General features: G+C 66.1%; 15 protein-coding genes. 2 read left to right on the top strand and 13 right to left on the bottom strand.

Features of this window, described 5'->3' with window-relative positions; genetic code table 11:
• Window positions 1–113: 113 nt before the first annotated feature.
• The 3 genes from DNK34_RS05690 to recQ all read right to left on the bottom strand — a co-directional run bounded on the left by DNK34_RS05690 (window position 114) and on the right by recQ (window position 4,213).
• Entirely contained in the window at window positions 114–1,517 is a 1,404-nt protein-coding gene (locus DNK34_RS05690; protein ID WP_131173551.1) for a DHA2 family efflux MFS transporter permease subunit, read from the bottom strand.
• Window positions 1,517–1,951, bottom strand: coding sequence for a MarR family transcriptional regulator (locus DNK34_RS05685; protein WP_131173635.1), 435 nt, complete (start codon window positions 1,949–1,951; stop codon window positions 1,517–1,519). The genes DNK34_RS05690 and DNK34_RS05685 overlap by 1 nt, the downstream gene beginning before the upstream one ends.
• 138 nt (window positions 1,952–2,089) lie before the next feature.
• A complete protein-coding gene (gene recQ / locus DNK34_RS05680; protein ID WP_131173552.1) occupies window positions 2,090–4,213 on the bottom strand; it encodes a DNA helicase RecQ in 2,124 nt (707 codons plus the stop codon).
• A 164-nt stretch (window positions 4,214–4,377) separates the two neighbouring features.
• On the opposite strand from recQ, the gene DNK34_RS05675 reads away from it, so the two are divergent.
• Together DNK34_RS05675 and DNK34_RS05670 are read left to right on the top strand one after the other, a co-directional pair.
• The gene (locus tag DNK34_RS05675; protein ID WP_131173553.1) at window positions 4,378–4,965 is read left to right on the top strand and encodes a UPF0149 family protein; all 588 of its coding nucleotides are present in this window, start codon (window positions 4,378–4,380) and stop codon (window positions 4,963–4,965) included.
• A gap of 231 nt (window positions 4,966–5,196) precedes the next feature.
• A complete protein-coding gene (locus DNK34_RS05670; RefSeq protein WP_131173554.1) occupies window positions 5,197–5,598 on the top strand; it encodes a YbaN family protein in 402 nt (133 codons plus the stop codon).
• Between the two features lie 318 nt (window positions 5,599–5,916).
• Here the strand turns inward: DNK34_RS05670 and DNK34_RS05665 are convergent, their stop codons facing one another.
• The 10 genes from DNK34_RS05665 to ccmA form a co-directional block, all read right to left on the bottom strand.
• Complete coding sequence (locus DNK34_RS05665; RefSeq protein ID WP_131173555.1) at window positions 5,917–6,264, bottom strand: hypothetical protein; 348 nt, start codon at window positions 6,262–6,264, stop codon at window positions 5,917–5,919.
• Window positions 6,261–7,472, bottom strand: coding sequence for a c-type cytochrome biogenesis protein CcmI (gene ccmI / locus DNK34_RS05660; protein ID WP_131173556.1), 1,212 nt, complete (start codon window positions 7,470–7,472; stop codon window positions 6,261–6,263). Before ccmI ends, DNK34_RS05665 begins: the two co-directional genes overlap by 4 nt.
• Window positions 7,469–7,954, bottom strand: coding sequence for a cytochrome c-type biogenesis protein (locus DNK34_RS05655; protein ID WP_131173557.1), 486 nt, complete (start codon window positions 7,952–7,954; stop codon window positions 7,469–7,471). Before DNK34_RS05655 ends, ccmI begins: the two co-directional genes overlap by 4 nt.
• Window positions 7,951–8,487, bottom strand: a complete 537-nt coding sequence (locus tag DNK34_RS05650) for a DsbE family thiol:disulfide interchange protein (RefSeq protein WP_131173558.1) — start codon at window positions 8,485–8,487, stop codon at window positions 7,951–7,953. Before DNK34_RS05650 ends, DNK34_RS05655 begins: the two co-directional genes overlap by 4 nt.
• Complete coding sequence (locus DNK34_RS05645) at window positions 8,484–10,457, bottom strand: heme lyase CcmF/NrfE family subunit (RefSeq protein WP_131173559.1); 1,974 nt, start codon at window positions 10,455–10,457, stop codon at window positions 8,484–8,486. The genes DNK34_RS05650 and DNK34_RS05645 overlap by 4 nt, the downstream gene beginning before the upstream one ends.
• Complete coding sequence (gene ccmE / locus DNK34_RS05640; protein ID WP_131173560.1) at window positions 10,454–10,921, bottom strand: cytochrome c maturation protein CcmE; 468 nt, start codon at window positions 10,919–10,921, stop codon at window positions 10,454–10,456. Before ccmE ends, DNK34_RS05645 begins: the two co-directional genes overlap by 4 nt.
• Window positions 10,918–11,094, bottom strand: coding sequence for a heme exporter protein CcmD (gene ccmD, locus DNK34_RS05635; protein ID WP_131173561.1), 177 nt, complete (start codon window positions 11,092–11,094; stop codon window positions 10,918–10,920). The genes ccmE and ccmD overlap by 4 nt, the downstream gene beginning before the upstream one ends.
• A complete protein-coding gene (locus tag DNK34_RS05630) occupies window positions 11,091–11,849 on the bottom strand; it encodes a heme ABC transporter permease (RefSeq protein WP_131173636.1) in 759 nt (252 codons plus the stop codon). The genes ccmD and DNK34_RS05630 overlap by 4 nt, the downstream gene beginning before the upstream one ends.
• A gap of 93 nt (window positions 11,850–11,942) precedes the next feature.
• A complete protein-coding gene (gene ccmB, locus DNK34_RS05625) occupies window positions 11,943–12,614 on the bottom strand; it encodes a heme exporter protein CcmB (protein WP_131173562.1) in 672 nt (223 codons plus the stop codon).
• Complete coding sequence (gene ccmA, locus DNK34_RS05620) at window positions 12,611–13,255, bottom strand: cytochrome c biogenesis heme-transporting ATPase CcmA (RefSeq protein WP_131173563.1); 645 nt, start codon at window positions 13,253–13,255, stop codon at window positions 12,611–12,613. The genes ccmB and ccmA overlap by 4 nt, the downstream gene beginning before the upstream one ends.
• Between the last annotated feature and the right edge of the window lie 50 nt (window positions 13,256–13,305).

Raw genomic sequence — 13,305 nt, 5'->3', positions numbered from 1 at the left:
CGCTCCTTGTCCCCCCGACCAGTGAGTAGGGTCATGCTTGGCCAGCAAGCGATTGGCCATCATACGCAAAAGACGCCAAGGCAACCAAACAAACCGATCAATGACGGAGCCGGTCAAGAATGCCGCGGGCGAACGCCCCAGGCAGCGAACACGGCCAACGCAAAAATCGCCGCCATCAGCCAGAAACTCTGCTGGAAGGCCAGGGCCTCGGCGGCCCTGTCCCCGCCTTCGCGGCCATGCCGCCACTCGAGAAAGAAGGTCAGCAGGTTGATCCCGAAGGCCCCGCCCAGTTGCCTGACGAAGGTGATGGCGCCGGCACCGCTGGACAGTTCTTCAGGCCCGAGAATATCCAGCGACCCGGTGGTCAGCGCCGGCAACAGAATGCCCAGGCCGATACGGCCGATGCAGGCCCAGAAGCACAACAGCAGAAACGAAGCCCCTGGCTGCAGCCAGCCGAGGCCGGCCGAGGACAGCGCCAGCATGAGCAGGCCGCTGACCAGCAGCACCGCCGTGGAAAGCCGGTCGCTGAGCCAGCCGCCGAGAAAGGATGCAGCGCCCATCATGACCCCCGTGGGCAACAGCAGCAGGCCGGCCCAGCCGGCGCTGTAGCCTTCGACGGTCTGTACATACAGGGGGAGCAGATAGGTCGTGCCATACAGCCCCATGCCCAGCGCCAGGGCCACCCAACTGGCACCGCGGAAACCCGGGTGACGCCACAGCGCCAGTGGCAGCAAAGGCTTGCTGCTGTAACGACTGCGCAGCAGAAAGCCGATCACCGCCGCCGTGCCCAGCACGCCGGGGGCCCACACCCGCCACGCGAACCAGGCGAAGCGCTGCGCTTCGGCCAGGGCGCCGAGCCAGGCGAACAGGCCGATGCACAACAGGACGAACGCCCACAGGTCGAGAAACGGCGTGTCGCGCTGCCGCACGCTGGGCAGCAGCAACTGGCCGCCGAGCATGCCCAGCAGGCACATCGGCAGGGGTAGCCAGAATACCGCCTGCCAGCCAAAGCCATCGACCAGGTAGCCACAGATGGTCGGCCCCAGGGTCGGCGCGATCATCACCCCCAGGCCATACAGACCCAGGGCGGTACCGCGCCCGCCATTGGCGAACACGCGGAAGATCAGCACCATGGCCAGCGGCTGGACGATGCCGGCACACAGCCCCTGGAGAATGCGCAAGGCGATCAGTTGCCAGGCGGCGCTGGCCACCAGGGCCAGCAGCGAGGTGACGATGAACAGGCCGAGACCGGTCTGGGCCGTGGCTCTGGCGCCGAATCGCGCCTGCGCCCAGGAGGACAGCAGCAACCCGGCGGTCATCGCGGCGAGAAAGCCGGTGGACAGCCACTGGGCCAGGGGCCGGCCGATCTGGAAGTCGGCCATGATCGCCGGCAGCGCCACATTGATACTGGTGGAAGCCAGGATCATCGCCATGCTGCCGAGCATCAGCACAGCGAGCAGGTAGTGCGGGTAGCGGGCGCCGAACCGTTGCTGCAGCGCCGCGAGGTCCTGGCGCATCAGCGCCGTTCCAGGTTGCCCAGAATCCGCGCGTGAACCTGCTGACAGCGGCGCAAATCGTCTTCGTCGATACCGGCGAACAGCTCTTCGCGCACCTGGGTGGAAATGGCTTCGATCTTTTCGATCAGCGGCTTGGCCGGCGGGCACAAGGCGATCTTCTTCGCCCGGCGGTCCTCGGGAACCGACTGCCGACTGACCAGGCCCTGGGCTTCCAGGCTGTCGAGCAGACGCGCCAGGGTCGGCCCCTCGACACCGACGCTCTGCGCCAGCTCGCGCTGGGTTGGCAATTCGGCGAAGCGGCCCAGGTGCAACAGCACCAGCCAGCGCGCCTGGGAGAGGCCCAGACCGGCCAGCCGGCGGTCGAGTTCGGCGCGCCAGGAACGGGAAAGCTGGGCCAGTTGCATGGCAAAACGGTGTTGATCGGACTGCTGCATCATGATGGCTCTTGGATTTATCAAAAACTAATTATTAGTGAGCTAATCATAGCTGACGGTCAAGGGCAAGCTGGCGGATGTTGCAGCGTTTCACACCGGCTTCGGGAAGGTCGCGACACGGCGCGCCGGGCAGGCGGCTCAGACCTCGAATTCGGCTTGCAGGGCCGCGCGTACGCACTGCAGCACCCCCTCCTCCACCCGCCCGGCGAACAGCTCGCTGAGCGCGGCGACCGGCGGCAGCTCGCCTTCGCCATCGAGAAAGGCATCCTGGATCTCGCCGAGCAGTTCCTGTGGCAGATCCAGTGCCTGCTCGAGCGAAAGCTGCTGTGCCGCGATGGCTTCGGCGAGCAGGCCATAGGCGCTTTTCTCACTGCAGCCGAGCTGATTGGCGATCTGCGCCGGGGTCATGCCGGCCCGGGCCAGGCTGACCAGCTCATGGCGCAGATCCACCGCCGCCGGCGGCGTTTCGGCACCGGCCAGGACGGCGAGAAAGGCCTCACCATAGCGCTCCAGCTTGCGCGCGCCGACGCCACTGACCCGCGCCATGTCCGCCAGGTTGGCCGGCTTGCTGCGCAGCATTTCCAGCAACGTGGCATCGGGGAAGATCACATAAGGCGGCACGCTGTGCTCCTGGGCCAGTTTGCGGCGCAAGGCGCGCAACGCTTCCCACTGCTCGCGCTCCTCACCACGCACCAGCTGGCTGGCGGCGCTGCTGGAGGCCTTGGCGCTCTGCTGCGGCTTGAGGTCGCGGCGCAGCTGCAGGCTCACCTCGCCGCGCAGCAGGGGCCGGCAGCTATCGGAAAGACGCAGTCCGCCGAACCCTTCGAGGTCGACATCGGCCAGACCGCGCGCCACCAACTGGCGGAACAGGGAGCGCCATTCGCCTTCGCTGAACGCCTTGCCCACGCCGAATACCGACAGGTGCTGGTGGCCCATGCCGCGTATTTTTTCATTGTCGCGGCCGAGCAATATATCCACCAGATGACCGACCCCGTAGCGCTGGCCGCTGCGGTAGATCGCCGACAGCGCCTGGCGCGCCGGCTCGGTGGCGTCCCAGGTCTGCACGCCGTCCATGCAGTTGTCGCAGTGGCCGCAGGGATTGGGCAGTTCCTCGTCGAAATAGGCCAGCAGCGCCTGACGTCGACAACGGGTTTCCTCGCACAGGGCGAGCATGGCATCGAGCTTGTGCTGCTCGACCCGCTTGTGCCGCTCGTCGCCTTCGGAGTTGTTGAGCATCTGCTTGAGGAAGATCACGTCCTGCAGGCCGTAGGCCATCCAGGCATCCGCGGGCAGGCCGTCACGGCCGGCACGGCCGGTCTCCTGGTAGTAAGCCTCCAGCGACTTGGGCAGATCCAGGTGGGCGACGAAACGCACGTTGGGTTTGTCGATGCCCATGCCGAAGGCGATGGTCGCCACCATGATCAGGCCTTCCTCGTTGAGGAAGCGTTTCTGGTGATAGGCGCGCAGTTCGTTGGGCAAGCCGGCGTGATAGGGCAGCGCCGGAAAGCCCTGCTCGGAGAGGAAGGAGGCGACCTCCTCGACCTTCTTGCGCGACAGGCAGTAGACGATCCCGGCATCGCCCTTGCGGGCGGCGAGAAAGGCCAGCAGCTGCTTGCGTGGCTGCTCCTTGGGCACGATGCGGTAGAAAATGTTCGGCCGGTCGAAGCTGGACAGGAAGCGCTCGGCGTTCTGCAGGTGCAGCCGGGTGACGATCTCCTCGCGGGTGCGCATGTCGGCGGTGGCGGTCAGGGCGATACGCGGCACATTGGGGAAGAGTTCGGCCAGTTGCCCCAGTTGCAGGTACTCGGGACGGAAATCGTGCCCCCATTGCGAGACGCAGTGCGCCTCGTCGATGGCGAACAGGGCGATCTCCAGGCGCTGCAGGAACGCCAGCATGCGCGGCTGCACCAGGCGCTCCGGCGCCAGATAGAGCATCTTGATCTCGCCACGGCGGATGCGCTCGGCGATGTCGCGCTGCTGCTCGGCGTCCAGGGTGGAGTTCAGCGCCACCGCGGCGACGCCGAGTTCCTCCAGGGTCGCGACCTGATCGTCCATCAGGGCGATCAGCGGCGACACCACCACCGCCAGGCCATCGCGCAACAGCGCCGGCACCTGGAAGCACAGCGACTTGCCGCCGCCGGTGGGCATCAGCACCAGGGCATCGCCACCACTGGCCACGCGCTCGATGATCGCTCCCTGACGGCCACGAAAACTGTCGTAGCCGAAGATGTCTTTGAGGATGCGTTGCGCCTGATCGAGCATTGAGGATCTCCGAATCGAGCGGGGCATTATACGCAACTGACTCCGGCGAACAGCGCTGGCCGGTGTTTTTTAGCTTTTACGCGGCCCTTTTGCCTGCAACTCTGGCCGCCCCAGTTGGTCTGCACTAGAATCCAGCCTCGTTTACTCCTTCAAGGTAGCCCCCGATGTCCTTCGCCGAGCAACTGTCCCGCCTGCAAGCCTTCCTCGATGCCGATGAATTGCACGAAGAGGCCCTGGACTACGTGGCCGCACACGGCTACCTGACCGCGCTGTCGATCTGCCCGGACAAGGTCGAGCAGCGTGAGTGGATCGACGCGCTGTTCTCCGAGCCGCCGCACTACCGCAGCGATGCCGAGCGTGACGACATCGAGGCCACTCTGGTGCAGCTGCAGGCGCATATCGCCCGTCAGTTGGCCAGCGACGACGAACCGGAAGTACCCTGCGAACTCGACCTGGGCGACGACCCGGACGATTCCGACCTGCGCGGCTGGTGCATCGGCTTCATGGAAGGCGTGTTCCTGCGCGAGGCCGTATGGTTCGACGACGCCGAAGACGAAGTCAGCGAGCTGCTGCTGCCGATCATGGTCGGCTCCGGCCTGTTCGACGAGCAGCCGGAATTCGCCGAGATCGCCCGCGACCGCGACCTGGTCGACAGCATGATCGAGCAGATCCCGGAACTGCTGACCGCCCTGTTCCTGCTGTGCAATGCCCCGGAAGAAAAACCGGCCCTGCTCAAACCCCGCCATCACTGAGAGCCTGTTCACGATCTCGCGAGCCAGAGCCATGCAAGGGCTAGGCGCCCCCGCAAGAACAGGCGAGAAAGCGGAGCGGGCTCGCACTCGAGTTTACTGGTGTAAATGAGCATGACTCGCTTCGCTCGCCCCTTCGGGGCCGCACTGAAGTGCGTTGGCCGCAAGCGGCCTGCCGGGCCTGTTTTCAACGCCGCAGGGCCGACGCGCAGCGGATCGTGACGGGCTATTGATATGGCACGCGCTCCCTACGAAACAGCCAACCCGGTGCTGCGCTACGCCCTGCTGACCCTCGGCTGGCTGAGCGTGGCGCTGGGCGTTATCGGGATCTTCCTGCCGGTCCTGCCCACCACGCCTTTCCTGCTACTGGCCGCCGCCTGTTTCATGCGCAGTTCCAGGCGCTTCTACCACTGGCTGGTGGAACACCCGCGACTGGGCCCCTGGATTCGCGATTACCTGCATGGCGAAGGCATTCCGCGCAAGGCCAAGGTCTACGCCATCGGCCTGATGTGGCTGAGCATCGGCCTGTCCTGCTGGCTGGTACCGATGTTCTGGGCCCGTCTGTTCATGCTCACCAGCGCCGTGCTGGTGAGCCTGTATATCCTCAAGCAGAAGACCCTGCCCGATCCGCGTTGAGCTGGAGGCTGGAGGCTGGAGGCCCGTAGATACCGTCTTGTCCCTTGGCATGCAAGAGCCCGTTGGGAATCAGAGATTTCACCTGTAGGAGCGCCGACCCCGGCGCGATGCGATCGTGGCCATCCTGCAAAATCACGGTATGGCCACCATTCGCCGCGGGGGCGCAGCTCCTACAGAATCGCAGCAAACCACCAACCGGGTAGGAGCGTCGACCTCGGCGCGATGCGATGGCGGCCATCCCGCAGAATCCATGGCGTGGCCACCATTCGCCGCGGGGGCGCGGCTCCTACGCAGATGCGTGGCCTCCGTCCTTACCTGCTATTGCCCGTGGTGGCGGAACAAGGCGGGCGGCACGCCGCTGCTGTCGACCGGCTGCCAGGGCCCTTGCAGATTGCCGGCCCAGCTCCAGCCGTTGTTCCAGCGGTAGAAGGTGCGCTCGCGATAATAGGTGTCGCGCTCGGCCGCCAGCACATAGACGCCCAGAGCGCCATCCCAATGGCTGTCCACCCCGGGCGGCGGGGCGAAGCGCGGGTGCGACTTGCTCACAGGTGGCGATCCGCTCGGTGGTATCGAGCCGTCGCCGCCAGGCGCAGCAGGGCGCTGCAAGGTACAGCCAGCAACGCTCAATAGGGTGATCGCCAGGGCGATCGGCATCAGTCTGTTCATGGTTTTTCGCCGTCAGCGCTATCGATTACCAGGTGCTGCAGGGTACGCGTGGTGCTGGCCAGGGGCTCGCCCTGCCCTGTCCACTCACCGTTCATGGCATCACCTGTGCGCGAGATACGCGCCACCAGTTGAACCTGGTCGAAAGCGGAAAGTTTCAACTGCGGCATCATCGCATCGGCATCCGACAGGCTGACCTCGGCGGGCAGCTCCGCCACCGTCAGGCGCTTGGCGGCCAGGGGCATCGTGGGACCGGAGGCGGGCCGGGCGAAGACGAACACGGCGTCGCCCGGCTGCACCTTGTCGCGCAGGTCAGCGGCCAGCTCGACACGGACCCTCAACTGGCTGTTCTCCGGCGTCTGCGCCGCCGCGCCGCCGCCGGCCTGCGGGTCCAGTTGCTGGCGCGCCCGGGCGATACCACCCTCGATGGCCTGCCGCGAAGGGTCCTCATCCGGCAGCACCGCGACCAGTCGCTCCCAGTAGCCGATGGCGTCCTGGAAGCGCTGCTCCTCATAGGCGGCGATGCCGAGCAGGCCGAGGCTGGTGGGCTCCTGCGGGTCGGCGCGCAGCGCCTCTTCGGTCAGTTCGGCCAGTTGCGCCGTCCATTGCCTGTCAGCGGCGAAGTACAACGCCTGGGCCCATTGGCCGAGCAGCTCCGGCACCCGCCCGGCCACGCCGACGGCCTTCTCGAAGGCCTTTGCCGCATCGGCTGCACGCTCCTGGGCCATGTAGCTGCGGCCGAGGAAGTACCAGCCCTCGGCGGAATCCGGATTGCTCTGCACCGCGCTTTCCAGGCGGGCGGTCATCTCTTCGATGCTTTGCGGCTGAGCGACGAAGTCACGCGCGCGCTGCACCTCGCCAATCGCCCCCCAATGGCTGTACAGCAGCACGCCCAGCAGCGGCACCAGCAACGCCGCGAGCAATGGCAGCGCCCTGCCCAGCCGGCGGGCTGGACGCACATGATCCGCGCCTTCGGTATCGGCGAGCAGCTCGCGGGCCGCTTCGTCGCGCGCACTGGCCAGTTGCTCCTCGCCGAGGGTGCCGGCCAGGCGCTGCTGCTGCAGTTCGGCCAGACGCTCCTGATAGAGGGTGACATTGAGCGCGGTACGATCCTCTTCCGTCTGGGCCTTGCGCCCGCGCAGCAAGGGGATCAGCAGAAAACTCAGCGCGGCCAGACACAGCAGGCCGGCGGACAGCCAGAAATCGATCATGGGTCTTTCTTATCCAAAGGCGTCTGTTTCAACAGCTCGGCCAGGCGTTGCCGCTCAGCGCCGGACAGGCCGGCGGCAGCCTCTTCATCGGCACCACGCCGGCGCAGCAGGATCACGCCGAGCAGCACGAAGCCGCCGACCAGCAACCCCGCGGGGCCGTACCACAGCAACAGCGTGCGGCCAGTCAGCGGCGGCTTGTACAACACGAAATCGCCGTAGCGGGCGACCAGGTAGTCGACGATCTGCGCGTTGCTGTCGCCGGCCTCGAGCATGCGGTAGATCTCCGCGCGCAGATCCATGGCGATGGGCGCATCGGAATCGGCGATGTTCTGGTTCTGGCATTTCGGGCAGCGCAGCTCCTCGGTGAGCTGGCGATAACGCGCGCGCTCCGCCTCGCTGGCGAACTCGTAGGTGTCGATGGCCGCCTGCGCCGTGCCGAACAGGCTCAGCGCCAGGATCACCGCGGGCAGGTAGCCTTTCATCGCGCGGCCTCATCGACCAGTTGCTGATACAGCGGGGCGAGTTTTTCCCGCCATACGCGCTCGTCGATCACCCCCACGTACTTGTGGCGGATGATGCCCTGGGCGTCGACGAAGAAGGTCTCCGGGGCGCCGTACACGCCCAGATCCAGGCCCAGCGACCCGCGCGGGTCGCTGATGTTCAACAGATAGGGGTCGTGGAAATCACGCAGCCATTTCTGCGCTGCGGCGTTGTCATCCTTGTAGTTCACGCCATGGATGTTCACTCCCATGCCGGCCAGCGTGTTCAGCACCGGGTGCTCGACGCGGCAGGCCACGCACCAGGTGGCCCAGACGTTGACCAGCGAGGGCTTGCCCTTGAGATCGTCCTGGGTGATGGTCCTGTCGCTCTCCACCGCCGCCAGGGAAAACGCCGGAAAGGGTTTGCCGATCAGTGCCGACGGCAATTCGGCCGGGTCGAGGAACAGGCCACGATAGAGGAACACCGCGACGGCGAGAAAGATCAGCAGCGGCAACAGCAGAATCAGACGTCTCACGCTTGCGCCCCCTGCATACCCAGCGCGTCACGCACGCGGGTCTTGACCTTCAGCCGGTAGCGCCGGTCGGACGCCGAGAGGAAGCCACCGAAGCCCATCAGCAGCGCGCCGAGCCAGATCCAGCGCACGAACGGCTTGATGTGCACGCGCACGGCCCAGGCGCCGTTTTCCAGGGGTTCGCCCAGGGCGACGAACAGGTCGCGGGTCAGGCCGGCGTCGATACCGGCTTCGGTCATCATCGCCTGCTGCACGGTGTACAGGCGCTTCTCCGGGTGCAGCACGGCGATCTGCCGGTCCTCGACGAAAATGCGCACCGTGCCCCGGTCGGAAACGAAGTTCGGCCCTTCATGGTGCGCGGCGCCTTCGAAGACGAAGCGATACCCCCCCAGTTCCACCGAATCGCCCGGCGCCATGCGCAGGTCGCGCTCGAAACTGCCCAGGCTGGTGAGAATCACCCCCAGGGCGCAGACCGCCAGCCCCAGGTGCGCCAGCTGCATGCCCCAGTAGCTGCGGGTCAGGCTGGCCAGGCCCTTGAACAGGCCCTTGTGCCGCGTCTTGTCGTGGATGTCGCGCAGGCCGGCCAGCACCACCCAGGCGGCCAGCAGGCAGACGCCCAGCACCGCCCAGTGGAAATCGCCGAGCAGCCAGGTCGCCAGCAGCGCTAGCACCACGCTGGCGACCAGCACCGGCGCCAGCATGCGCAGCAGCCATTGCAACGGCGTGTCCTTCCAGCGCACCAGCACGCCCACGGCGATCATCGCCATGAGCAGGCCCATCAGCGGCACGAACAGCGCGTTGAAATACGGCGGGCCGACCGACAGCTTGGCACCGCTGAGGGCGTCGAGCAGCAGCGGATAGAGCGTGCCCAGGAGAATCATCGAAGCGGCCACCACCAGAATCAGGTTGTTCACCAGCAGCAGGGTTTCCCGCGACCACAGGGCGAAACCGACCTGGCTCTTGACCACCGGCGCGCGCAGGGCGAACAGCGTCAGCGAACCGCCGACCACCAGCAGCAGGAAGGCCAGGATGAACACTCCGCGCTCGGGGTCGCTGGCAAAGGCGTGCACCGAGGTCAGCACCCCGGAACGTACCAGGAAAGTCCCCAGCAGGCTCAGGGAGAAGGAGGCGATGGCCAGCAATACGGTCCAGCTCTTGAACACCCCGCGCTTCTCGGTCACCGCCAGCGAATGGATCAGTGCCGTGCCCACCAGCCAGGGCATGAAGGAGGCGTTCTCCACCGGGTCCCAGAACCACCAGCCGCCCCAGCCCAGCTCGTAATAGGCCCACCAGGAGCCCAGGGCGATGCCGATGCCGAGAAAGGCCCAGGCGATGATGGTCCAGGGTCGCGACCAGCGCGCCCAGGCGGCGTCCAGCTTGCCACCGAGCAAGGCGGCGATGGCGAAGGCGAAGGCCACGGAAAAACCGACATAGCCCATGTACAGCATCGGCGGGTGGATGATCAGGCCGAAATCCTGCAGCAGGGGATTGAGGTCGCGACCATCGGCCGGCACGTTGGGCAACAGGCGGGCGAAGGGATTGGAGGTGGCGATCAGGAACAGCAGGAAGCCGACGCTGATGATGCCCATCACGCCCAGCACCCGGGCGAGCATTTCCTCGGGCAGTTGCCGCGAGCAGATGGAGACGGCGAACGTCCAGCCGCCGAGGATCAGCGCCCAGAGCAGCAACGAGCCCTCATGGGCGCCCCAGACGGCACTGAACTTGTAGTACCAGGGCAGCGCGCTGTTGGAGTTGTGCGCCACGTAGGCCACGGAGAAATCGTCGACCATGAAGGCCTGGGTGAGGCAGGCGAAGGCGAACAGCAGGAAGGCGAACTGCCCCCAGGCGGCGGGTTGCGCCAGGCTCATCCACTGGCGGTCGCCGCGCCAGGCGCCGACCAGCGGCAGGGTGGCCTGTACCAGGGCCAGGCACAGGGCCAGGATCATCGCCAGGTGGCCGAGTTCGGGAATCATTGCGCGACGTCCTTCTGGGCACTTTGGTAATGCTTGTTCATGCCGCTCTGCTCCAGCGCCTGCTGCACCTCGGGCGGCATGTAGTTCTCGTCGTGCTTGGCCAGCACTTCGTCGGCCTGCAACAGGCCGCCTTCATCGACCCTGCCCATCGCGACGATGCCCTGCCCCTCGCGGAACAGATCCGGCAGGATGCCGTGAAAGCGGATGGTGACCCGGGCAGCGCCGTCGGTGACCACGAAATCGGTCTGCAACGAGTCTCCGGAGCGTTTCACCGAGCCCTTTTCCACCAGGCCGCCGGCGCGGATGCGCGTGTCCAGCGGCGCTTCGCCGGCGGCGATCTGGCTCGGCGTGTAGAACAGGTTGATGTTCTGCTGCAGGGCGCTGAGCGCCAGCGTCACGGCGATGCCGACACCGACGAGAATCGCCAGGACGATGAACAGGCGTTTCTTGCGAACCGGGTTCACTTCGACTCCTCCCGGCGCAGACGACGCGCCTCGTCTTGCAGATAGCGGCGGCGCGCCAGCACGGGCAACGCCACGTTGAGCAGCAGTATCGCCAGGCAGATGCCATAGGACGACCAGACATAGGCGCCATGAGTGCCCATGGCGAGGAAATCGGCGAATGATGCGAAGCTCATCGGGCGCCCTCCACCTGTGCCTTGACCTCGGCCTTGACCCAGCTGCTGCGCGCTTCGCGGCGCAGCACTTCCAGGCGCATGCGCAGCAGCAGCACGGCGCCGAAGAAGCAATAGAAGCCCAGCACCATGAGCAGCAGTGGCAGCCACATTTCCATCGGCATGGCCGGTTTCTCGATCACGCTGAAGGTGGCGGGCTGGTGCAGGGTGTTCCACCACTCGACCGAGTACTTGATGATCGGGATGTTGACCACACCGACGATGGCCAGCACCGCGCAGGCCTTGGCGGCGCTGTCGCGGTTGCTGATGGCCTGGCCCAGGGCGATGATGCCGAAATAGAGGAACAGCAGGATCAGCATGGAGGTCAGGCGCGCATCCCACACCCAGTAGGTTCCCCAGGTCGGCTTGCCCCACACCGCGCCGGTGATCAGGGCGACGGCGGTCATCCAGGCGCCGATGGGCGCGGCCTGCTGCAGGGCGACGTCGGCGAGCTTGATCTTCCACACCAGGCCGACCACACCGGCGACGGCCAGCATGACGTACACCGATTGCGCCAGGAATGCCGCGGGAACGTGAATGTAGATGATGCGAAAGCTGTTGCCCTGCTGGTAATCCGGCGGGGCGAAGGCCAGGCCCCAGACCGTGCCGGTGAGCAGCAGCAATGCGGCGGCGACCGCCAGGCATGGCAGCCAGCGCCCACTGATCGCATAGAACCATTTGGGCGAGCCCAACTTGTGAAACCACGTCCAATTCATCAGGTCACTCATCATTCTCCGAGGTAGAGACCGCGCCAAACACCGCGCCGGAAAATGTCCGCGCGCTGGGCAGCCGTCCTCGGTAGCACGGTTAAATCACTCGCCGACGCTGATGGTCAGCCCGGCGGCGATGGCAAACGGCGTCAGGGTCACCGCCAGGGCGGTGAGGCTGGCCAGCCACAACAGATGGCCGACCACCGGCAACCCCTGCAAACTCGCTTGTAAAGCACCGCTGCCCAGGATCAGCACCGGTATGTACAGCGGCAAAATCAACAGCGCCAGCAACAGGCCGCCACGCTTGAGCCCCACGGTCAGAGCCGCGCCCACCGCACCGAGCAGGCTCAGCACCGGCGTGCCCAGCAGCAGCGAGCCCAGCAGCACCGGCAGGCAGCGCCCGGGCAAGCCGAGCATCAGCGCCAGCAGCGGCGCCAACAGCACCAGCGTCAACCCCGAGAAGATCCAGTGTGCCAGCACCTTGGCCAATACCAGAAGCGGCAAGGGGTGTGACGAAAGGACCCATTGTTCCAAGGAACCATCCTCGAAATCGCTGCGAAACAATCCATCCAGCGAGAGTAGCACCGCCAACAGCGCGGCCACCCATACCAGGCCCGGGGACAGACTCTGCAGCAATTGCGTCTGCGGGCCGACAGCCAGCGGGAACAGGGCAATGACGATGGCGAAGAACACCAGCGGATTGGCCAGTTCGGCCGGGCGCCGGCATAGCAGCCGGGCCTCACGGGTGAACAGAAGGATAAACACGTTATTCATCGGGCATGCTGCCCCAGATCAAGCTCACGGTAACCTTCCGGCATCAGGGTCAGTGAATGATGGGTGGTCAGCACCACCAACCCGCCCCGCTGGCAATGCCCGGCCAGGTGCGCCTCCAGTTGCGCCACGGCCTGCTTGTCGAGGGCGGTGAAGGGTTCATCGAGGATCCACAGCGGCGGCCCTTCGAGGTACAGGCGCGCCAGGGCCACGCGACGCTGCTGGCCGGCGGACAGGGTGTGACAGGGCACATCCTCGAAGCCGCGCAAGCCCACGGCCTCCAGGGCCTGCCAGATGCTGTCGCGACTGACCGGGCGATGCAGCGCGCACAGCCAGGTGAGATTCTCTTCGGCGCTCAGCAGTCCCTTGATGCCGGCGGCGTGGCCGAGCCAGACCAGGTTGCGCGCCAGTTCGTTGCGCTGGCTGGCCAACGGCAGGCCCTTGAGGCGAATTTCCCCGGCGCTGGGCTGTCTCAAGCCGGCGAGCAGGCGTAACAGGCTGGTCTTGCCGCTGCCATTGGGTCCGGAGATCTGCAGCATCTGCCCGGCATCCAGGCGCAGGTCGAGGTTCTCGAAGAGCATGCGCCAGTCCCGCTCACAGGCGAGCGCCACGGCTTCGAGGAAGGGACTGCTCACGGTATGCATACTCGGCTTCAAGTCGGCGCGGTTCCGGCCGCTATACTGGGACGGAGTGG

Source organism: Phytopseudomonas dryadis (assembly GCF_004327355.1).
Lineage (GTDB): Bacteria > Pseudomonadota > Gammaproteobacteria > Pseudomonadales > Pseudomonadaceae > Aquipseudomonas > Aquipseudomonas dryadis.
The sequence above is the reverse complement of the archived record's forward strand: the minus strand, read 5'-3'. Positions and strand labels throughout refer to the sequence as shown.